The 19651-nt window shown below is 73.3% G+C and carries 19 protein-coding genes; 10 read left to right on the forward strand and 9 right to left on the reverse strand.

The window, feature by feature from the left end:
- Nucleotides 1-192: 192 nt before the first annotated feature.
- Nucleotides 193-1770 (forward strand): cellulose binding domain-containing protein, encoded by a 1578-nt coding sequence (locus ACFY3L_RS16200; protein ID WP_389323569.1) that lies wholly within the window; start codon nucleotides 193-195, stop codon nucleotides 1768-1770.
- Between the two features lie 6 nt (nucleotides 1771-1776).
- Here ACFY3L_RS16200 and ACFY3L_RS16205 read toward each other — a convergent pair whose 3' ends face one another.
- From ACFY3L_RS16205 to ACFY3L_RS16220, 4 genes are read right to left on the reverse strand one after another with little or no spacing between them, the layout of a single operon-like run.
- Nucleotides 1777-2367 carry a hypothetical protein gene (locus ACFY3L_RS16205; RefSeq protein ID WP_389323572.1) on the reverse strand — a complete coding sequence of 197 codons (591 nt, stop codon included), beginning with the start codon at nucleotides 2365-2367 and terminating at the stop codon, nucleotides 1777-1779.
- Nucleotides 2368-2381: 14 nt separating this feature from the next.
- Nucleotides 2382-3092 carry a glycosyltransferase family 2 protein gene (locus ACFY3L_RS16210; RefSeq protein WP_389323575.1) on the reverse strand — a complete coding sequence of 237 codons (711 nt, stop codon included), beginning with the start codon at nucleotides 3090-3092 and terminating at the stop codon, nucleotides 2382-2384.
- Nucleotides 3093-3101: 9 nt separating this feature from the next.
- Nucleotides 3102-3728: a YdcF family protein gene (locus ACFY3L_RS16215; RefSeq protein ID WP_389323578.1), complete on the reverse strand. Its 627-nt coding sequence runs from the start codon at nucleotides 3726-3728 to the stop codon at nucleotides 3102-3104.
- 58 nt (nucleotides 3729-3786) lie between these two features.
- Nucleotides 3787-3960, reverse strand: a complete 174-nt coding sequence (locus ACFY3L_RS16220) for a hypothetical protein (protein WP_389323581.1) — start codon at nucleotides 3958-3960, stop codon at nucleotides 3787-3789.
- Between the two features lie 202 nt (nucleotides 3961-4162).
- Between ACFY3L_RS16220 and ACFY3L_RS16225 the strand changes: the two genes are divergently transcribed.
- The 3 genes from ACFY3L_RS16225 to ACFY3L_RS16235 are packed head-to-tail and all read left to right on the forward strand — an operon-like array spanning nucleotide 4163 to nucleotide 9943.
- On the forward strand, nucleotides 4163-4990 hold the full coding sequence (locus tag ACFY3L_RS16225; RefSeq protein WP_389323583.1) for a helix-turn-helix domain-containing protein: 828 nt from the start codon (nucleotides 4163-4165) through the stop codon (nucleotides 4988-4990).
- 7 nt (nucleotides 4991-4997) lie between these two features.
- A complete protein-coding gene (locus ACFY3L_RS16230; protein ID WP_389323586.1) occupies nucleotides 4998-9386 on the forward strand; it encodes a glycoside hydrolase family 38 C-terminal domain-containing protein in 4389 nt (1462 codons plus the stop codon).
- A complete protein-coding gene (locus tag ACFY3L_RS16235; RefSeq protein ID WP_389323589.1) occupies nucleotides 9383-9943 on the forward strand; it encodes a hypothetical protein in 561 nt (186 codons plus the stop codon). Before ACFY3L_RS16230 ends, ACFY3L_RS16235 begins: the two co-directional genes overlap by 4 nt.
- A gap of 16 nt (nucleotides 9944-9959) precedes the next feature.
- Here the strand turns inward: ACFY3L_RS16235 and ACFY3L_RS16240 are convergent, their stop codons facing one another.
- Nucleotides 9960-12302 (reverse strand): pyruvate dehydrogenase, encoded by a 2343-nt coding sequence (locus ACFY3L_RS16240; protein ID WP_389323592.1) that lies wholly within the window; start codon nucleotides 12300-12302, stop codon nucleotides 9960-9962.
- Between the two features lie 136 nt (nucleotides 12303-12438).
- On the opposite strand from ACFY3L_RS16240, the gene ACFY3L_RS16245 reads away from it, so the two are divergent.
- Nucleotides 12439-13161 carry a GntR family transcriptional regulator gene (locus ACFY3L_RS16245; RefSeq protein ID WP_389323595.1) on the forward strand — a complete coding sequence of 241 codons (723 nt, stop codon included), beginning with the start codon at nucleotides 12439-12441 and terminating at the stop codon, nucleotides 13159-13161.
- 135 nt (nucleotides 13162-13296) lie between these two features.
- On the opposite strand, the gene ACFY3L_RS16250 is transcribed toward ACFY3L_RS16245, so the two are convergent.
- The 4 genes from ACFY3L_RS16250 to ACFY3L_RS16265 all read right to left on the reverse strand — a co-directional run bounded on the left by ACFY3L_RS16250 (nucleotide 13297) and on the right by ACFY3L_RS16265 (nucleotide 15380).
- Complete coding sequence (locus ACFY3L_RS16250) at nucleotides 13297-13434, reverse strand: hypothetical protein (RefSeq protein ID WP_389323598.1); 138 nt, start codon at nucleotides 13432-13434, stop codon at nucleotides 13297-13299.
- Nucleotides 13435-13618: 184 nt separating this feature from the next.
- Entirely contained in the window at nucleotides 13619-14050 is a 432-nt protein-coding gene (locus ACFY3L_RS16255; RefSeq protein ID WP_389323601.1) for a hypothetical protein, read from the reverse strand.
- Nucleotides 14047-14892 (reverse strand): fumarylacetoacetate hydrolase family protein, encoded by an 846-nt coding sequence (locus ACFY3L_RS16260; RefSeq protein ID WP_389323604.1) that lies wholly within the window; start codon nucleotides 14890-14892, stop codon nucleotides 14047-14049. Before ACFY3L_RS16260 ends, ACFY3L_RS16255 begins: the two co-directional genes overlap by 4 nt.
- Entirely contained in the window at nucleotides 14892-15380 is a 489-nt protein-coding gene (locus ACFY3L_RS16265; protein ID WP_354892142.1) for a nuclear transport factor 2 family protein, read from the reverse strand. The genes ACFY3L_RS16260 and ACFY3L_RS16265 overlap by 1 nt, the downstream gene beginning before the upstream one ends.
- A gap of 253 nt (nucleotides 15381-15633) precedes the next feature.
- On the opposite strand from ACFY3L_RS16265, the gene ACFY3L_RS16270 reads away from it, so the two are divergent.
- The 5 genes from ACFY3L_RS16270 to ACFY3L_RS16290 all read left to right on the forward strand — a co-directional run bounded on the left by ACFY3L_RS16270 (nucleotide 15634) and on the right by ACFY3L_RS16290 (nucleotide 19651).
- Nucleotides 15634-15834 (forward strand): hypothetical protein, encoded by a 201-nt coding sequence (locus ACFY3L_RS16270; RefSeq protein ID WP_389323607.1) that lies wholly within the window; start codon nucleotides 15634-15636, stop codon nucleotides 15832-15834.
- Nucleotides 15834-15971, forward strand: a complete 138-nt coding sequence (locus ACFY3L_RS16275) for a hypothetical protein (protein WP_389323610.1) — start codon at nucleotides 15834-15836, stop codon at nucleotides 15969-15971. Before ACFY3L_RS16270 ends, ACFY3L_RS16275 begins: the two co-directional genes overlap by 1 nt.
- An 82-nt stretch (nucleotides 15972-16053) precedes the next feature.
- Nucleotides 16054-17652: an FAD-dependent monooxygenase gene (locus ACFY3L_RS16280; RefSeq protein WP_389323613.1), complete on the forward strand. Its 1599-nt coding sequence runs from the start codon at nucleotides 16054-16056 to the stop codon at nucleotides 17650-17652.
- Complete coding sequence (locus ACFY3L_RS16285) at nucleotides 17649-18542, forward strand: alpha/beta hydrolase (protein ID WP_389323616.1); 894 nt, start codon at nucleotides 17649-17651, stop codon at nucleotides 18540-18542. The genes ACFY3L_RS16280 and ACFY3L_RS16285 overlap by 4 nt, the downstream gene beginning before the upstream one ends.
- The gene (locus tag ACFY3L_RS16290; RefSeq protein ID WP_389323619.1) at nucleotides 18539-19651 is read left to right on the forward strand and encodes an amidohydrolase family protein; all 1113 of its coding nucleotides are present in this window, start codon (nucleotides 18539-18541) and stop codon (nucleotides 19649-19651) included. The genes ACFY3L_RS16285 and ACFY3L_RS16290 overlap by 4 nt, the downstream gene beginning before the upstream one ends.

The following is a 19651-nucleotide window of genomic DNA, read 5'->3' on the forward strand; positions in this document are numbered from 1 at the left end:
CACACCAGGCGTGACGCGGGGCGCGTGACAGGAATGCGCTACCCAGCTTCGGCGGCGCGACACCATCCTTCTGCGATCCTCCTCCGATCTCGGGGCTCGCGAAGCAAAGATCGAGCGCCGGAAACAGCCCATTGACTTTTAGTTAACTTTCTTTATCGTTGGGCATCAATCAGACCAACGCTGGAGGCACAGATGGCGCTACGACACCGGCTGGTGCTGGTCGCCGCCGCGACGATCCTGGCGGCGGGCGGCACCGCCGTCCTCGCCGGGACCGCGGAAGCGGCCGGCTCGCTGACCGCCACCCTCACCTACGACTCCGACTGGGGCTCCGGGTACCAGGCGAAGTACACGATCGCGAACGGCTCCGCGGCGACCGTCACGGCGTGGAAGGTCGAGTTCGATCTACCGGCCGGGTCGACGCTCGGCAGCTACTGGGACGTCCTGGCCAGCCAGTCCGGCACCCACGTCACGGCGACGAACCGGACCTACAACGGCACGCTCGCGCCCGGCGCGTCGACCAGCTTCGGGTTCCTGGTCTCCGGTGGCGGAAAGCCCGCCAACTGCAAGCTCAACGGCGCCAGCTGCGCCGGCGTGGCCGACACGCAGGCGCCGACCGCCCCGGCGAACCTGCGAAGCACCGGGGCCACCTCGTCCAGCGTCAGCCTGGCCTGGAACGCCGCCACCGACAACGTCGGCGTCACCGCGTACGACATCTACCGCGGCGGCACCCTGGCCACCACCGTCACCGGCACGAGCGGCACGGTCGGCGGGCTGTCGGCGTCGACTGCCTACACGTTCACGGTCAAGGCTCGCGACGCCGCGGGCAACACCTCCGCCGCGAGCAACCAGGTCAGCGTCAGCACCACCGCCGGCGGTGGCGGCGGCACGGGCAGCCCCCTGCCCGTCGCGCCGTACGTGGACATGGGCGCGTGGCCGACCCCGTCGCTCACCGACATGGCGACCGCGGGCAACCTGAAGAGCTTCACCCTCGCGTTCGTCAACAGCGCCGGCTGCAAGGCGTCGTGGTTCAACGCGTACGACCCGAGGGCCGCGTGGGCGAAGGACCAGATCGACGCGATCCGCGCCCGCGGCGGCGACGTCAAGATCTCCTTCGGCGGTGCGAGCGGCATCGAGCTCGCCCAGGCCTGCGGCACCCCCGCGGCCGTCGCGGCGGAGTACCAGGCCGTCGTCGACGCGTACCAGCTGAACTTCATCGACCTGGACATCGAGGGCGCGGCGGTGGCCGACCCGACCACGGTGGCGCGCCGGTCGCAGGCCCTGGCCCTGCTGCAGGCGGCCCGGCCCAACCTGAAGATCTCGCTGACCCTGCCGGTCCTGCCGGAGGGCCTCACCGCCGACGGCGTGGCCGTGGTCCGCTCCGCCCGCGACGCCGGGGTGAACCTCGACCTGGTCAACGTCATGGCGATGGACTACCAGCGCAGCAGCGGCGACTACGGCAACTTCGCCGTGCAGGCGGCGCAGTCGACGTTCGCGCAGCTCAAGACCCTGTACCCGGCGAAGACCGACGCGCAGCTGTGGCGGATGGTCGGCGTGACGCCGATGCTGGGCAAGAACGACGACGGCGGCACCTACGACCAGGCGGACGCCCGGCAGCTGGTGGCGTTCGCGCAGGCCAACCACCTGGGCATGCTGTCCTTCTGGGAGACCACCCGGGACCGCAACGCGTGCACCGGCGCGCTCTACATGTGCACCAACATCCCGCAGCAGCCCTACGAGTTCAGCCGCATCTTCGCCGCGTACACCGGCTGAGCCGGCTCACGCGCTGAACGGCGTCGCCGGTGGAGCGGACCGGCGGCGCTGTTCGGCCGTGTCGTGCACTGTCTCCGTGGCGGGGTGGGAGAACAGCGCCGGCGCGACCTTCGCCCGCGCCGGCGCCTCGGCGGCGACACCGGCAGGGGCGCCGGCGGCAGGCGCGGCGGCGGGGGCAGGGGCAGGGGCAGGGGCGGTCACGCCGCCGGCCGGGCGCAGGGCGGCGGCGGCCTCGGCGGCGGGCATCGCGCCGGAGCAGACCGCCCGCCACAGGGTCATGGCGGCGCCGGACACGGTGACGACCTGACGGTCGAGGGACTCCGGCGTCGCACCGGCCTTGGCGAGCACGGCGGCCGCGTCCGGCTGCAGGTCCGCCCACGGGCGCACGGTCGCGGCGGTGAACCCGGCCGCCGCCCACTGCGCCGCGAGCCGGCTGAGCCGCTCCGCGACCGCCACGGGGACGACGTCGCGGCCGCTCGGCCGCTCACCCAGCAGCGCCCGCGCCAGATCGGTCAGCTCCGCGATCGGCACCCACCCAGCCTCGCCCCCGCTCATTCCGGTCTTCTGGGTGGGGCGGCGGCCAGCGGTCGGTTCCATGCGTCCATGATCCCTCATCGCGTGACCGGCCGGCTACGCGCACCCCTCGGTGACAGCGCGTACCGCAGCAGGGGGCGGTAGACGCGGGCCGAGTCCGCCAGCGAGCCGAAGTGCGAGGTGCCGTTGTCGCCGATGTACGTCGTGGCGATGACCGTCTCGTTGATCGGCAGGCCGGCGCGCGCGGCGTCCAGCAGGACGTTCATCTCGTACTCGAACCGCTCGCCGGGGATCCCGCACAGCCGGCCCAGCAGGTCCGCCGGGTAGCCGCGCAGCCCGGTCTGCGTGTCCCGGACGTCGCGGCCGGTCGCGGCGCGGAACAGCAGGCGGGTGACGGTGTTGCCGAAGCGGCTGCGCAGCGGCACCCGGCCCTCGAAGCGGCGCACGCCGAGCACCATCTGGCCGGCGACCTCCACGTGCTCGGCGACCTGGAGGATGTCGGCGAGGTGGTGCTGACCGTCGGGGTCCGCGCAGACGACCGGCCGGCCGGGGTGCGCCGCGGCGATGTGCCGGAAGCCGGTCTTCAGCGCCGCGCCCTTGCCGCGGTTGGTCTCGTGTCGCAGCACCGTGCAGCCCAGCTCGCGGGCGCGGTCCAGGAGGCCCGCGGCGGCCGGTCCGCTGCCGTCGTCGACCACGACGACGTGGGCCCGGGGCCGCGCCTCGGACAGCGCGACGACGGTGCTGACGAGGCCGTGGCCCGGTTCGTACACCGGCAGCAGAAACAACACGGGAGCCTCTTACCCAGTCGTGCGCCTGCGCAATGACGCCACCGCCGCCCGCTCGCGGCGCAGCAGCGCGGCGGGATCGGCGACGCCGAGGAACCACAGCCGCGCCGCGACGTGCAGCGCCCGCTCCCGCCGCGACGCCGGCTCGCCGCCGGTCGCGGGCACGTCGAGCAGCGCCGCCCCGCGCAGCCGCAGCACCTTGCGGGCGAGGAACCGGATCCGCGGCAGGTGCCAGGCGTGCGAGACCAGTCCGAGCGGGTGGCCGGGGCCGAACTCGTGCCCAGCGAGCAGGCCGTCCTCGACCGTGTTCAGCAGGTTTTCGAGCGTGCTCCGCGACCGGCACTCGGTCCGCAGCGCCACGTGGCGGTCGAGCCCGGCGGCCCGCGCCCGCGCCACCATCAGGTCGCCCTCCCGGCACCCCTCCGGCGGTCGCGGCGCACCCTCGGCCGCCTCCGCCCACCCGCCGCTGAACACGACCAGCGGCGCCACCGCGGCGTCGAACGCGTCCCGGTGCGCCGAGACGTAACCGATCGCGGCGTCGACCCTGGCGGCGCCCGCCGGGGTGAGCACCCACTCCCCGCCGGCGGTCGTGACCCCTCGCCCGAACACCAGCAGTACGGTCGCCACCGGCGCTGTCATGCCCCCCACCGTACCCACCGCGCCGTGCTTGACTGCGCGGGTGCCGGACGACCTCGCCTCACTCCTCACACAACTGCCGCGGCTCACCGGGCTCGAGCACGACCGGCTCGTCGTGGTGGTCGAGCAGCGCGGCGACCCGGCGGCGATCCGGCCGCTGCGGGAGCGGGTGGCCGTGGCGCCCGGGGAGGCGCTGTTCGGGCTGCACCACGCCCTGGTCCGGCTGACGGGTCACGACCCGGTGCTCCCCCTCGACCGCGACGCCTGGCCGCACGCGGTGCGCTTGGCGTGGGCCGCCTGGACTCCGGCGACGCGGGCGCGCCGCGGGCGGTGCCGGACCCGTGTGAGCCCCGGCCGTCAGGCGGACGCGGGCGGCGGCATTGACCAGGGTGCATGCGCGCGTTACTTTGAGGATTCTTTACAGAAAGGTGGAGGACGTGCTGCCGAGGCACGAGCTGGATGTGCCGGACCCGGCGCCGCTGCCGTTCGCGATCGGCTCGTTCGACTGGTTCGGACCGATGGCGCGGGCCGGCTTCCCGCACCGGCACAGCTTCCACGAGATCGTCTACGTCACCCGCGGCACCGGCGCGCACGTCGTGGACCTCGCCGCGCACCGGCTGCGCCCGCCGCAGCTCTTCGCGGTCGCGCCGGGGCAGGTGCACCACTGGCGGGACGTCTGCGGGCTCGACGGCTGGGTGATCGTCTTCACCGACGACGCGCTGCACCAGCACCCGGAGGACCGCCGCGCACTGACGGCCCTGTCGGCCGCGCCCGGGCTGCGGCCCGCCCCCGCCGACGCGGCCGGCCTCGAGTCGCTGCTGGCCGCGATGGCGCTCGAGTACACCGACCGCCGGCCGGGCTTCACCACCGTCCTGGCCGCGCTGCTGCACGTGCTCGTCGTCCGTGCGCTGCGCCTCGGCGCGCCGCGGCCCGCGGATCCGGCGCCGGGCGTGGCTGAGCGGTTCGGCCGGCTGCTCACCCACGACACGGGGCTCGCACCGACAGTGCGGGCCTACGCGGCGCGGCTCGGCGTCTCCACCAGCCACCTGACGGAGGCGGTGAAGGCGTCCACCGGCGAGCCGCCCGGGCGGCTGATCCGCCGCGCCCAGGCCCTGGAGGCGCGGCGGCTGCTGGCCCGGACCGGCATGAGCGTCGCGCAGGTGGCGCACGCCGTCGGGTTCGCCGACCCCGCGTACTTCTGCCGCTTCTTCCGCCGCGAGGTCGGCATCACCCCTGGCCGGTTCCGGGAGCTCAACCGGGAGTGACCCGGACGTGAGGCAGTGCCGGTGTGGCAGCCGGAGGCTGCAGTGGGGCAACTTCTTCGTCCCGTTCATCCTGCTGCTGAGCCCCGAGAAGCAGCCGGCGCCGGTGACCATCTCCACGTTCTTCACCCGGTACGGCGCGGTAGCCTACGGACGGCTCGCCGCGTTCTCCATCCTCTCCACAGCACCGGTCGTCCTGCTCCACTCCGTAACTGTCCAGAGTGCTCGGCGGGGCGTTCAGCCTCACCGGCGCGGTGAAAGGCTGAACCGGCACATGCGCATCGTCGGCGTCACCGGCACCGAACTGTTTCTCCCCGGCCCGCTGCAGGTCGTCCGCGTCGAGGTCGAGGACTGGCCGGGGCGGCTGGACATCACCGGCGACGGCGTCACGGGCCATGCCGACGTCCACAGTGGACCACTTGTCGAGGTCGGCGTCTCATGTACCGCGCCGCCCGGCGCGACGGTGCCGATCCGGGTGACCGCCGGCGGTGGGCACACGGTCGAGGCCCCGCTCGTCGTCGCCGAGCCGGGGTGGACCGTGTGGATGGTGCCGCACTTCCACTACGACCCGGTCTGGTGGAACACCCAGGCGGCCTACACGGCGATGTGGGATCGCGAGGGCCGCCTGGGCACCGAGTTCCGGGCCGCCTTCCAGCACACGGGCTTCGACCTGGTCCGGCTGCACCTGGAGACCGCCCGCCGCGACCCGGACTACAAGTTCGTCCTCGCCGAGCTCGACTACCTGAAGCCCTACTGGGACAGTCACCCCGAGGACCGCCGGTACCTGCGGACCCTGCTCGCCGAGGGCCGGCTCGAACTCATGGGGGGCACCTACAACGAGCCCAACACGAACCTCACCTCCGCCGAGTCGACGATCCGCAACCTGGTGCACGGCATCGGCTTCCAGCGCGACGTCGTCGGCGGCGACCCCCGCACCGCCTGGCAGCTCGACGTCTTCGGGCACGACCCGCAGTTCCCCGGGCTCGTAGCCGACGCCGGCCTCGACTCGTCGTCGTGGGCGCGGGGGCCGTTCCACCAGTGGGGGCCGATGCTGTGGACGTACGAGCCGCGCGACGGCTGGGGCGACCCGTCGGCGATGCAGTTCAGCTCGGAGTTCGAGTGGATCTCCCCTTCGGGGCGCGGGGTCCTGACCCACTACATGCCCGCGCACTACTCGGCCGGCTGGCACATCGACGCCCAGCCGACCCTCGCCGGCGCGCAGCAGAGCGTGTACGAGCTGTTCCTGCTGCTGAAGAAGGTCGCCGCGACCCGCAACGTGCTGCTGCCCGTCGGCACCGACTACACGCCGCCGGCGAAGTGGGTGACCGAGATCCACCGCGACTGGAACGCCCGCTACGCCTGGCCCCGCTTCGTGTGCGGGCTGCCCCGCGAGTTCTTCGCCGCGGTCCGCTCGCAGCTCGCCGCCGACGGCGTCCGGGCCGCGCCGCAGACCCGCGACATGAACCCGGTCTACACCGGCAAGGACGTGTCGTTCATCGACACCAAGCAGGCGCAGCGGCACGTCGAGGCGCTGCTGGTCGACGCGGAGACCTTCGCGACCATCACCGCCGCGCTGCACTTCACCGAGTTCCCGCACGCCGAGATCGACAGGGCGTGGCGGCTGCTCGTCTACGGCGCCCACCACGACGCGATCACCGGCAGCGAGTCCGACCAGGTGTATTTGGACCTGCTGGCCGGCTGGCGGGAGGCGCACGACCTGGCCCGGTCGGTGCTGGACCGGACGCTGCACCGGTTCGGCCCGCCGACCCGCCGCCTGCCCCACCTGCAGGCGGTGGTGGTGTCCAACCCCTCGGCGTGGTCGCGGTCCGACCTCGTCAGGGTCCGGGTCGACCTGCCCGGACCCGGTTTCGCGGGCCTCTCCGTCGGCGACCGGCCCGTCCTGCTGGAGCATCCCCGCCACCACGACGACGGCACCCTCGCCTCCGTCGACGTCGTCTTCCGCGCCACCGACGTCCCCTCGCTCGGCTACCGGAGCTTCCCCCTGGAGTTCGGCGGCGCGCCGGCGACCGGCTGGGCCGAGGCCGGCGGCGAGCCGGTCATCGCCAACGAGATGTTCCGCCTCACGGTCGACCCGGCCCGCGGCGGCTGCGTGTCGAGCCTCGTCGACCTGCGCACCGGGCGCGAGCTGCTGCGGCCCGGCCGGGTCGGCAACGAGCTGCTCGTCTACGACGAGTACTCCGCCCACCCGCGCTTCCACGAAGGGCCCTGGCACCTGCTGCCGAAGGGCCCGGCCACCCACGGCTCCGCCCGGGAGCCCGCCATGGGCGTCCTGGTCGAGCACAGCCCGCTCGGCGAGCGGATCACCGTCACCGGCGCGACCGGCCCGCTGCGATTCACCCAGATCCTGACCCTCTGGCACGGCGACGACCGCCTCGGCCTCACCACCCGGGTCGACGACTTCACCGGCGAGGACCACCTCGTCCGGCTGTGCTGGCCGGTGGACGTCCCCGGCGGGCTGCCCGTCAGCGAGGTCGGCAACGCCGTCGTCGGCCGCGGCTTCGGGCTCGTCGAGGTCGACAGCGAGCAGGCGCCGTGGACCCTCGACAACCCGGCGCAGCACTGGTTCGCCGTCTCCAGCACCGCCCGCGTCGACGTCCACGACCCGTCCGGCGTCCGCCGGCACACCAGGGCGATCGGCATCGCCGAGATCGTCGCCGCGCAGGACGTGCGGGAGCTCGCCGTCGCGCTGGTGCGGCGCGGGGTCACGGCCACCACGTCCCGGCCCGGCGGCCCGCGCTACGGGCGGCTCGCCGTCGACTCCAACCTGCCGGACGTGCGGATCAGTGTCGGCCGGACCGCGTTCACGGCGGCCGTCCTCGCCGCCGCGGACACCTCGTTCACCGGCGAGATCGACCGGCAGCTCGCCGTCGCGGGCCGCGCCCGGGTGCTGGTGCCCGCGGCCAGGGCGCTGACGGACGTGTGGGTGCCCAACGCGGACCTCACCGGCGTCCTGGACCTGCCGGTGCTCATCGTGATCGGCGCCGGCGCGGTCGAGGCGCTCTGCGACGACCTCGCCGCCACCGGGACCGTGCCGGTGACGCAGCCGGTGACCGGCATGCCCGACCCCGACCTGGACGACCGGACCGTCGCCATCGTCAACCGCGGCATCCCCGGCTTCGCCGTCGACACCACCGGCGCGCTGCACCTGTCGCTGCTGCGCTCCTGCACCGGCTGGCCGTCCGGGGTGTGGATCGACCCGCCGCGGCGCACCGCGCCCGACGGCTCCACGTTTCAGCAGCAGCACTGGACGCACACGTTCGACGCCGCGCTCGTCGCCGGCGCCGGCGACTGGCGGGCCACCGGCCTGGTGCGGCACGGCCACGAGGTGAACCACCCGCTGCACGCCTGTGTCCTCGGCGGCGCCTCCACGCAGGCCGAGAGCTACCTGACCGTCACGGCCGGCAGCGACGTCGTCGTCACCGCGGTCAAGCCCTCGGGAAATCCACTCGCCGCTGGAATCGCCCCGGCCACCGTCGACGGCGTCACGGTGCGGCTCTACGAGGCGGCAGGCTCACCCACCGACGTCCGGCTCGCGCTGTGGACGCCGGTGACGGACGCCCGCTCGACCGACCTCCTGGAAGCGCCTGCCGACGCACTGCCCGTGCGGGACGGGGCGGTGCTGCTGCCGCTGGACGGGGCAAGCATCGCGCAGGTCACGGTCAGCACCGGCCCCATCGCCCCGGCCCCGGCGCCGGTCGCGCCCGCGTACGCGAAGTACTGGCTGCACAACACCGGCCCGGCCCCGACCGGAAACCTGCCGGTGACGGTCCACCTCGACCCGCCCGTCGCCACCGTCGACGGCCCGGTGACCGTGACGGTGACCGTGGCGTCGGACCTGACCCGCGACCACGCCACCGGCGCCGTCACGCTCGACGTGTCTGAGGGCTTCGTGGCGGAGCCGGCCGGGTTCGCGTTCGACCTGCCGCCGGGCGACTTCGTCCGGCATCAGGTCGAAATCCATCCTCCGTCGGATATTCAGCGCGGGGTGTACTGGCTGTGCGCCCGCACCGGCACAGGCGTCGAGGACTACGCGCGACTGCTCGCCGGCGGCGACGGCCCGGAAACCGTGACGGCCACCTGGAGCGACCCCGGCCCGTTGCTTCTCCGCCCCGGCCAGTCCCGCCGGCTGGAGCTCTCGCTCGAGACGGACGCCGCCGGACCGATCGTCGTCGACGTGCAGCTCATCAGCCCGTGGCACACCTGGGACGTGTTCCCGGCACCCTCGCACCGGGTGCGCCTGAGCGGCCGGACGACGCTGCGGATCCCGGTCACGGTCCCCTATGGGCACGGGCCCGGCCGGTGGTGGGCGCTGTGCAGGGTCGCGCACGCGGGCGAACTGCACTACACGGCGCCGGTCACCGTCGAGGTGCTGCCGTGACCGCCGTCGCCTGGGTGGCCGGCACACCGCTCGACGTCGCCGTGGTGGACGCGCGGCTCGCGGCCATGCGCCGGGGGCCGTACGCGGCGCGGCTCCCCGACCCCGCTTCCGCCGAGGGCCGCAATCTCCGCCGCTGGCTGGTGCAGGTGCTCGTGGTGGAGGCGGTCGTCGCGCACGAGGCTCACGCGCTCGGACTGTCGGGTGCTGAAGGCGACCCGCCCCGGCAGGTGACGCTCGCGGAGGCGCTGCGGTCCGGCGGGGTGACCGCGGCGGTCGTCGCGGCCCATCCCCTCGCGCGGTCGCTCCGGGCGGTCGTGGCGCCGCCGGTGCCCGCCACCGAGGCGGACACGGCGGCGTACTACGACCGCAACCGGGACCTCTTTCCGTTGGATTTCGCGGTGGTGCGTGACGCGCTCGCCGCCCGGCTCGGTGCGGAGGACGCCGAGCGGCGCTTCGCGCGGTGGCTCGACGAGCGTTGCGCCGCGCTGGTGCGGCTGGCGCCCGGTTACGAACACCCCGGCGACCCCCGCCACCCGGATGCCGTGCACCGCCACTGACCGCTCAGGCGGCTTCTTACCCGGCCAGGTCCAGCGCGGCCCGGACGACGGAGTCGGTGTCGATGCCGTGGTAGCGGTAGACGTCCTCAAGGCCGCCGGCCTGGCCGAACCGGGACACCCCCAGCGACAGCGTCCGCACCCGGTTGATGGTGGCCAGGAACGCGAGCGTGTGCGGGTGCCCGTCGAGGAGCGTCACCATCGGCGCGGCCCGGTGCGCGGGGAACACCTGGTCGAGGATCCACGACGGCGCGTCGCCCTGCCCGCGGCGCGCCTGCACCGCCTCGAACAGGCGGCCGGGGCTGGTCACGCAGATCACCTCGGCGTCGACCCCGAGGTCCGCGAGCCGGTCCGCGGCCGCCAGGGTCTCGGTGATCATCGCGCCCATGCCGGCGAGCGTGACCGCCGGGGTCTCCCCCGTCGCGGCGCGCAGGGTGTACGCCCCAGCCAGGACCTGCCGGCGACGCCGCTCCCGGGCGGCCGGGTCGGCGGGGACCGCGGCCAGGGCCTGGTTGACCGGGCGGGTCGACAGCCGCAGGTAGGAGGAGCTGCCGTCGGGCCGGCCGAGGCGGGAGATCGCGTCGAACAGCGTCCACTCGACCTCGATCGCGAACGCCGGCTCGAAGCTGACGCAGCCGGGCTGCTCCAGGCCGATCGACGGCGTCTTGATCGACTGATGGGCGCCGCCCTCCGCCGCGAGGCTCACCCCGGACGGGGTGCCGACGAGGATCGACTGGCCACCGGCGTAGATGCCGTAGGACCAGGGTTCGAGGGCCCGCTCGACGAACGGGTCGTACAGCACCCCGATCGGGAACAGGGGCTGACCCCAGCGGCTCCAGGTGGCGCCGAGCTCGCCGATGAGCCCGACGAGGTTGACCTCGGCGATGCCCAGCTCCATGTGCTGGCCGGTGGGGCGCTCCCGCCAGTGCATCGTGGTCTCGCTGTCGTCGGCGAACCAGTTGTGCCGCTCCGTCGGCGACCACACGCCGACCTTGTTGAGCCAGCCGGCGAGGTTGGTGCTGGAGCTGACGTCGGGGCTGACGGTGACCACCCGGCGGGCCGCCTCGGGCGCCTCGCGGGTCAGGTCGAGCAGCGCCCGGCCGAGCGCGGCCTGGGTGGTGGACGTGCCGGACGGCGTCCTGCCGATGTCGGTGGGGATGGCCGGCGGTGCCACGGCGGCCGGGGTCTCGCGCCGCAGCCGGTCCGCCGTGGCGCGGCACAGCCTGCCCGCGGCGGAGTCGGCGGCGAACCGCGCCCACGGCCGGCCGGCGTCCATGCCCAGGCCGGCGGCGAGCTGCTCGTACTGCTCGACGGTCAGCAGCGACGAGTGGTTCTGCGGGTGGCCCTGGGTGGGCAGGCCGTAGCCCTTGATGGTGTAGGCGATGACGACCGACGGCCGGGCGTCGTCGATCTGCGCGAAGGCGGCGCGCAGCGCGTCGAGGTCGTGGCCGCCGAGGTTGCGGATCGCCTTCGTCAGGGTGTCGTCGTCGAGGCCCTCAATGAGCGCGGCGATCGCGCCGCCGCCGGCGTCCGTGCCGGGGAGGCGGACCCGCAGCTCGTCGGCGCCGCAGCGCAGCAGCCGCTGGTACTCCGGGTTGGGCATGTCGATGATCCGGCGCTTGAGCTCCGCGCCGCCCTGCCGGGCGAACAGCTCCTCGAGCAGCCGGCCGAACTTCACCGTGATGACCTGCCAGCCGGCGGCGGCGAACATCTGCTCCAGCCGGCCGGCGGCGATGTGCGGCACGACCCGGTCCAGGGACTGCCGGTTGAGGTCGACGATCCAGACGACCTCGCCGAGCTCGGCGACGGACGCGTCGAGCATCGCCTCCCACACGGCGCCCTCGTCGAGCTCGGCGTCGCCGACGAGTGAGTACTGCCGGCCGCCGCCGGTCCCCGCGGCGGTCCGCTCGTTGACGAACCTCCTGGCGATCGCGCCCCAGATCGGTGCGGTCGCGCCGATGCCGACCGAGCCGGTCGAGTAGTCGACGGGGTCGGGGTCCTTCGCGCGGCTCGGGTAGGACTGCAGCCCGCCGAACTCCCGCAGCCGTGGCAGGTAGGACTCGTCCAGCTCGCCGAGCAGGTAGTTGACGGCGTGCAGGACCGGCGACGCGTGCGGCTTGACCGACACCCGGTCCCCCGGCCGCAGCTGCTCGAACCACAGCGACGTCATGATCGACACCATCGACGCGCACGACGCCTGGTGCCCGCCGACCTTGAGCCCACTCGGATTGGGCCGGACCCGGTTGGCATGGTGGATCATGGCCGTGGACAACCACAGCACCCGGTCCTGGACCTGCTGCAGGGCATCGGGCTCGGCCTGATCCGTCACGGGCACCACCGGCGTGTCGAGGATGCTGGTCATGATGCCACAGTAGGAGGGAATATATGATAGACGCAAGAGCACGCCGTGGCCTGCCGCCACCGGCGTCCAGCTTCCCTGCGTGGCAGGGCGATGCAGGCGACACACCGAAATCCCGAGGATGCGCTACCGTATATTCGTGGTGTCTGAGGCGTCGCTCGAGAAGTCAGCCGTCGGCCGGGTCGGACTGCGGTCCGTCGCCGGGCCAAACTCCGCCGTGGACCGGGTGACCGCCGAGATCAGGCGCGGCGTCCTCAACGGCACGCTGAAAGCCGGCTCGAGCTTCTCGATCGCCGACCTGAGCGCGCAGCTCGGGGTGAGCCACATCCCCGTCCGCGAGGCCCTCCGGCGCCTGGAGACCCAGGGGCTCATCACCCTGCGCCCCGGCCGCAGCGCGATCGTCAACCCGCTCGACCGCGACGAGCTCCGCTCGATCTACCGGCTGCGCAAGCTCATCGAGTGCGACCTGGCCGCCCGCGCCTGCATCGGCCTGACCCCCGCCGACCTGGACGAGGCCGAGCGCCTGCTCAAGGCCTTCACCCACTACGAGCTCGACGCCGACGAGTCCTGGGAGATCCACAAGCAGTTCCACCTGGCCCTGCTCCGCCCCGCCCTCACCGAGTGGGATCTCCGCCTGCTGGAGCAGCTGTGGCACGCCTGCGACCGCTACACCCGCGTCGTCTACGAGACGTATCAGATCGACCGCGAGGAGCGCCGCCGCCGCGAGATCGCCCACCGCCTCCTGATCGACGCCGCCCGCACCGGCTCCCCGGCCGAGCTGAAGCTGGCCGTCAACGAGCACCTCGCCGAGCACGAGCTCGCCTGCCTCGAGTGGATGGCCGCCCTGCCCCCGTCGCCCTGACGCCCCACCGGTCAGCGCACCACCTGCGGCCGGCCGGGGTCGGTGAGGTCCGTGCCCTCGGCCCGGAGCATCCGCTCCAGCGCCTCCCACCCGCCCCGCCCGGCAGCCCGAGATGCCGCCGCGACAGGCCCGCGGTCACCAGCGTCGTGACCCAACCGGACGGCGCATCGGAAAGAACGCCACCAGCACACCCTCCGGCGTCGTCGCATCGCCCAGGTGCCCACCGGACATGACTCCGAGAAACGACTCCAGGTGCTCGATGAGATCAGCCACCCGACGATCGTCTCCGCCGCCGGCGATGGCGCGGCGACCGGGATGGAGGCCGGCCGGGCGTCGCTGCGGCGCGCGGGGCCGGCGGACCGGGGTGCGCCATGCCGCCGCGGTACTGCCGTGCGTGGAGGCCGGCCGGGGCGTCGCTGCGGCGCGCGTGGCGTCCCGGCCGGCGGTCTTCGAGGTGCTAGCGGGCCGCGTGGCGGGCGTAGGCCTGGGCCACGGCGGGGACGAGGGACAGGGCGGCCGGACGGTCCAGCTTGTCGGTGCGCTGCTGCATGATGGCTCCCAGGCGGCGCTCCGGGGGGACGTCGTCGCCGCGGGCGGCGACGAGCGTGTGGAAGTGCGGGTTCGCCTCGCCGAAGGTGAGCAGGTAGGTGGCCGGCGCGCCGGTCACCTCGCTGACGGCGTCGGAGAGGTCGCGGGCGCGGCGGCCGTACGTGGACAGCTCCGCGGCGCTCAGGCCGCCGATCCGCAGGGCGTGCCGGCGGACGCGCAGCACGAACCAGCCGGGGACGTCGAAGCCGGCGAGCACCTCGCACGCCCAGAGGTCGTCGCGGAAGACTACCGCGGCGTCCTCGAGGGCCTCCATCTCGCAGGGCGTGCAGCCGGTGGTCATGCGCCGCTTCCGGTGACCCGGGTGACGAGCGAGCCGAGGCCCTCGATGGTGCTGACGAGCTCGTCGCCGGGGCGCAGGTAGACGGCCGGGTCACGGCCGAAGCCGACGCCGCCCGGGGTGCCGGTGAAGATGAGGTCGCCGGGGCGCAGCGGCAGGTGCGACGACAGGAACGCCACCAGCGCGGGCACGGTGAAGATGAGGTGCCTGGTGCGCGAGTGCTGGACCTCGTCGCCGTTGAGGCGGCAGCCGATCTCCAGGTCGTCGGGGTCGCCGAGCTCGCCGGGGGTCACCAGCCACGGGCCGATGGGCCCGAAGCCGGGCAGCGACTTGCCCAGGCCGAACTGCGGCGGCGTGCCGCCGGCGAACTGCAGCGTCCGGTCGCTGAGGTCCTGCCCGATGGTCAGCCCGGCGATGTACGACCAGGCGTCCGCCTCGGTGACGTGCCGGGCGTGCCGGCCGATCACCACGACCAGCTCCACCTCCCAGTCGACGGTGTCCGACGGCAGGTCGACGTCGCCGGGGCCGGTGACGCAGGAGCTGAACTTGGGGAAGACCATCGGCTGCGAGGGCAGCACCATGCCGGACTCGCCGGCGTGGTCGGCGTAGTTGAGCCCGACGCCGAACACCTGCGACGGCCGCGGCACCGGCGGGCCCGCGTCCGGCGGGGGCGGCACCGGGGTGCCGGCCGGTGGGCGGGTGTCGGCCCAGGCCAGGAACTCGCCCCAGTGCTCGAGGACGTCGTGCGGGTCGGGGCCGAACCGGCCGCCGCTGGCGGACGCGACGTCGACGAGGTCGGCGCCCTCCTGGCTGACGAGGCGGCCGGCGACGCTGGCGAGCCGCATCAGTCGAACACCGTGACGACGGCGTCGGCGTGGATGTCGTCGTTGACGCGGTCGGTGTCGTCCGCGCGGCGCCAGATCTCGTAGCCGTTCTCGCGGCAGATCTTGCCGTCGCGCATCTGGAACGCGTGGATCAGGCGCATGCTGCAGCGGGTCCCGGGCGGGAACGGGCAGTTGCGGAAGCCCTCCTGCGTGATCGTCAGCTCGAAGATGCTGTCGTCGAAGACCCACTCCTCCGTCGCGAAACGGTGCAGGTTGGTGATCTTGTGGACGTGCATCGCCGCGAAGATCTGCAGGTACTCGGCCTTGACCGTCTCCTTGTCCCGGTGGACGAGGCCGCGGGCGGGGACCTCCCAGACGATGTCGTCGGTGTAGACCGCGATCGCCTGGTCGATGCTCTCCGGGTTCTCGTTGTGGAAGTGCTCGTCAACGGTCGCGTTGTTCAACGCGATGATCGCTTCCCGCTTCTCGGCCTCGGTCTGGGCAGACATGGGTGACTCCGTTTCTTGCCTGGGGTGTCGTGCGAGCGCCCCATCAACGGCGGGCGCTAGAATATATTTTCTAGCCTGACATGCTGCCGGAGCGAGCACAAGACCCTCCGGAGCGCGCCCGAACGGCGGAAGCTGCAGCACTGGCCACGCAATGCAAGGAACTCCGCCTAGGCTGGTTGTGCGAGAACGGATCGTGTGCGAACGTCTGGGGTCAAACGTATATCCTAGCGCCGCCACAGGATGGAGTTGCCCCATGTCTGTAGAGATGGACGCCGGGTCCCCGGAGCACACGCCCGAGATGATTCGTGAGGCGATCATCGCCAGGAACAACGCGACGGTGGACCAGCACTTCCACAACGAGAACCCCGAGGGCATCGACCTCGCCATCGCGGTCTACCCCGACCGGGTCAACGACGACATCCACGCCGACGCCGTCGTCACGGTGTTCGACTGATGGCCGTCCTGCTCATCGGCGCGACCGGCAACGTCGGTCCGCACGTCGTCAGGGCGCTCGGCCGCGCGCCCCGCACCGTGGAGGACCACCTCCACTACCTCCAGGAACTGGCCGTGTCGACCGCGACCGCCGCATGAGCGGGCAGCGGAGCGGCTCGGCCCGCTCATCGGCAGCACAGATCGGCTCAGGCCGGCGCCGGAGCGCAGCGGAGGTGACGGCATGAGCGCGGACCTGAGGACCAGCGTGCTGGTCGTCGGCGGCGGGCCGGTCGGGCTGGCCACGGCGATGGAGCTGGACCACCACGGCGTCTCGTCGGTCGTCGTCGAGCCGCGGGAGCACGTCTCCTACCTGCGCCCCCGCGCGAAGACGACGTCGGCCCGCACGATGGAGCTGTTCCGCCGGTGGGGCCTCGCCGACACCGTCCGGCAGCGCGCCCCGCTGCACATCGACTGGTCGAAGGACATCGTCTTCTGCATGTCGGTCACCGGCCGCGAGGTGACCCGGCTGACCGGCACGCTCGGGCTGGCCCTCGCCGGCACCGACGTCGCCGCCGAGCCGGGCCAGCAGGTTGCCCAGCCGATCGTCGAGCAGGCGATGCGCGACGCCCTCGGCCGCCCGGAGAGCCACGCGACGCTCCTGCTGGGCCGGCGGGCCGTCGCGTTCGACGAGCGCGGCAGCACGGTGGTGGTGACGCTCGAGGACGCGGACGGCGCCACGTCGACCGTCGAGGCGGACTACGTCGTCGGTGCCGACGGGCCGCGCAGCGCCGTCCGCACCGCGATGGGCGCGGTGTACGAGGGGTCCAGCCTCCCCCGTTCGAACATCAGCATCACGTTCGAGTGCGCCGAGCTCGGCGACCTGATCCCGCACGGCGACGCCGTCCAGTACTGGGTCGTCGACCCCTCCTGCCCGGGCCTCGTCGGCCGCCTCGACCTCAACGGCACGTGGTGGGCGATCAGCACGTACCGTGCCGACGAGGAGGACGACGAGGACGAGGTCGACGCCACCGCGCGCGTGCACCGGATGCTCGGCCGGGAGCTGCCGATCAAGGTGATCGCGACCGACCCGTGGTGGGCGCGGACGCTGATCGCCGACCGGTTCCGCCGCGGGCGGCTGTTCATCGCCGGCGACGCCGCCCACCAGAACCCGCCGTGGGGCGGCCACGGGTACAACACCGGTATCGGCGACGCGGTCAACCTCGGCTGGAAGCTCGCCGCCGTCGTCAACGGGTGGGCGCCGGAGTCCCTCCTGGACAGCTACGAGGCCGAGCGCCGCCCGGTCGCGCAGCGGTTCGTCGCGGCCGCCGCGGAGAACGGCAAGAGCGGACCGGCGGTCCTCGCCGCCGCGGCCGGCCTCACCGGCGATGGCGCCACCGAGGAGGCCGCCGCGGTCATCCAGGCGGCGAAGCGCACCGAGTTCCACAGCGACGGCCTGGTGTTCGGCATCGGCTACACCGGGTACGCCGACGTGCAGACCACCAACGGATCCGACTACATGCCGGTGGCCGCCCCCGGCAACCGGCTCCCCCACACCTGGCTGCCCAACGGGCAGTCCCTGTTCGACCGGCTCGGGCCCGAGCTCACCATCATCGGCCCGGCCTGGCACGCCGCCGCGTTCATTCGCCACGCCGAGCGGCACGGCATCCCCCTGGCCGTGCTCGACGACCCCTCGCTCGGACTGGACGCGTTCTTCAGCGGACGCCTCGTGCTGGTGCGCCCCGACCAGCACATCGCATGGATCGGCCGTCCGGTCCCGGACGCCGAGGCCGAGCGGATCGTCGACGAGGCGATCCGCGGAGAATGGAGACAGCAGCCATGACACCCACCGCCGTTCCCGTCACCCACACCAGCGCCGACGGCCTGACGATCACGGGCCGCCGCAACACCCCGCAGACGCCAGCCGCGGCCGCGCGGGTGCCGCTCGTCATCGCGATCCACGGCGGCACGTACACCTCCGAGTACTTCGACATCCCCGGCTACTCGCTGCTGGAGCGGGCCGCCGCGCTCGGCGTCCCGGTCATCGCCCTCGACCGCCCGGGCTACCTCGGCAGCACCCACGTGGAGCCCGGCGAGTCGATCATCCTCGCCAACGCGAAGGCCCTCGACCGGGTCATCGGCGAGCTGTGGCAGCAGCACGGCGAGGGCCACGCCGGCGTGTTCGTCATCGGCCACTCCATCGGCGGCGCCGTCACCACCGCCATCGCCGCCGGGCAGCCGAGCTGGCCGCTGCTCGGCATCGCGGTCTCCGGCTGCCTGCTGCAGGTGCCCGACGGCCCGCGGATGGCGTTCGACGCGCTGCCCGACATCCTGATGATCGACCTGCCCGGCCCGATGAAGGACAGCGTCATGTTCGGCCCGGCCTGGACGCACGACACGACGATGCCCGAGCTGAGCCACAGCTCCGACACGTCCGTGCCGCGGGCCGAGCTGATCGACATCAACAACGGCTGGATCTCCCGGGTGCGCGAGGTCAACGCCCAGGTCACCGTGCCCGTGCACGCCCGGCAGGGCGAGTTCGACGCGCTGTGGATCACCGACGCCGCCCAGGCCGCCGACTACGCCGCGTCGTTCACGTCGGCGCCGGTCGTCGACGGACGCCTCGTGCTCAACGCCGGGCACTGCGTCGACTTCCACCACGCCGGCGCAGCCCTGCAGCTGAGCCAGCTCGCGTTCGCCCTGGAGGTCAGCGTGGCGAAGGATCCCAGTTGAGCACTGCGTTGCTGAACGCCCGGGTGTTCGACGGGTCGCGCCTGCGGGACCCCACCACGGTCGTGATCGAGGACGGTCTCATCGCACCATCGGAAACGGCGGCCACGGAGACGATCGACGCCCGGGGAGCCGCGCTGCTGCCCGGGCTCATCGACACGCACGTCCACGTCACCGAGGTCGCGCATCTGGAGGCGGCGGCCCGGTGGGGCGTCACCACAATGCTCGACATGGGGTGCTGGGACGCGGACGTCCCCGGCAAGCTCAAGGGCCTGCCGGGGCTGCCCGACGTCCGCATCGCCGGCAACCTGGCCAACGCGCCCGGCTCGCACTTCGTCAAGCACATGGGGTTCGGGCCGTCCAGCACCGTGGCCGGGCCGCAGGACGCGACCCGGTTCGTCGCGGACCGGGTCGCCGAGGGCGCCGACTACATCAAGATCGCCGTCGAGGACCCGAAGATTCCCGGCACGAAGGCGCTGAGCCCCGAGACCGTCGCTGCGGTCGTCGGGGCCGCCCACAGCGCCGGCCTGCTGACCATCGCGCACGTGGTCAGCGCCGACACGCTCACCGTCGCCGTCCAGGCCGGCGCCGACATCGTCACCCACACGGCGCTGACCAGCGAGCTGGACGCCGCGTTCGAGGCGCTGCTCCACCAGCGCCCGGTCGTCATCGTGCCGACGCTGACCATGATGGACGGCGTCGTGCGCACCATCGGCGGCAAGCTGATCATGCGGGTGCTGGGCACCCTGATGCCGGGGATGCGGATGCGGTACGAGCACGCCACCGCGACCGTGTCGACGTTCCGCAAGGCGGGTATGACGGTGCTCGCCGGCACCGACAGCAACGACAACGTCAAGACGCCCTGCCAGGTGCCCTACGGCGAGTCGATCCACGAGGAGCTGCGGCGGCTCGTGGGCGCCGGGCTCACCCCGGCCGAGGCGCTGCGCGGCGCCACGTCGGCCGCCGCGGACACCTTCGGCCTGGCCGACCGTGGCGTGATCGCCCCTGGCCGGCGCGCCGACCTGCTCCTCGTCGGCGGCGACCCCACCGCCGACATCACCGCGACCAGCGACATCCGCGGCGTCTGGATCGGCGGCACGCGGGTCCGCTGA

The organism is Dactylosporangium sp. NPDC000521 (assembly GCF_042898305.1).
Taxonomy (GTDB): domain Bacteria; phylum Actinomycetota; class Actinomycetes; order Mycobacteriales; family Micromonosporaceae; genus Dactylosporangium.

What these genes read in the sequence shown, in the direction of transcription:
- ACFY3L_RS16200 (WP_389323569.1), top strand. Translation starts at nt 193, where the DNA reads ATGGCGCTACGACACCGGCTGGTGCTGGTCGCCGCCGCGACGATCCTG.
- ACFY3L_RS16205 (WP_389323572.1), bottom strand. Translation starts at nt 2,367, where the DNA reads ATGGAACCGACCGCTGGCCGCCGCCCCACCCAGAAGACCGGAATGAGC.
- ACFY3L_RS16215 (WP_389323578.1), bottom strand. Translation starts at nt 3,728, where the DNA reads ATGACAGCGCCGGTGGCGACCGTACTGCTGGTGTTCGGGCGAGGGGTC.
- ACFY3L_RS16240 (WP_389323592.1), bottom strand. Translation starts at nt 12,302, where the DNA reads ATGACCAGCATCCTCGACACGCCGGTGGTGCCCGTGACGGATCAGGCC.
- ACFY3L_RS16255 (WP_389323601.1), bottom strand. Translation starts at nt 14,050, where the DNA reads ATGACCACCGGCTGCACGCCCTGCGAGATGGAGGCCCTCGAGGACGCC.
- ACFY3L_RS16260 (WP_389323604.1), bottom strand. Translation starts at nt 14,892, where the DNA reads ATGCGGCTCGCCAGCGTCGCCGGCCGCCTCGTCAGCCAGGAGGGCGCC.
- ACFY3L_RS16265 (WP_354892142.1), bottom strand. Translation starts at nt 15,380, where the DNA reads ATGTCTGCCCAGACCGAGGCCGAGAAGCGGGAAGCGATCATCGCGTTG.
- ACFY3L_RS16270 (WP_389323607.1), top strand. Translation starts at nt 15,634, where the DNA reads ATGTCTGTAGAGATGGACGCCGGGTCCCCGGAGCACACGCCCGAGATG.
- ACFY3L_RS16275 (WP_389323610.1), top strand. Translation starts at nt 15,834, where the DNA reads ATGGCCGTCCTGCTCATCGGCGCGACCGGCAACGTCGGTCCGCACGTC.
- ACFY3L_RS16280 (WP_389323613.1), top strand. Translation starts at nt 16,054, where the DNA reads ATGAGCGCGGACCTGAGGACCAGCGTGCTGGTCGTCGGCGGCGGGCCG.
- ACFY3L_RS16285 (WP_389323616.1), top strand. Translation starts at nt 17,649, where the DNA reads ATGACACCCACCGCCGTTCCCGTCACCCACACCAGCGCCGACGGCCTG.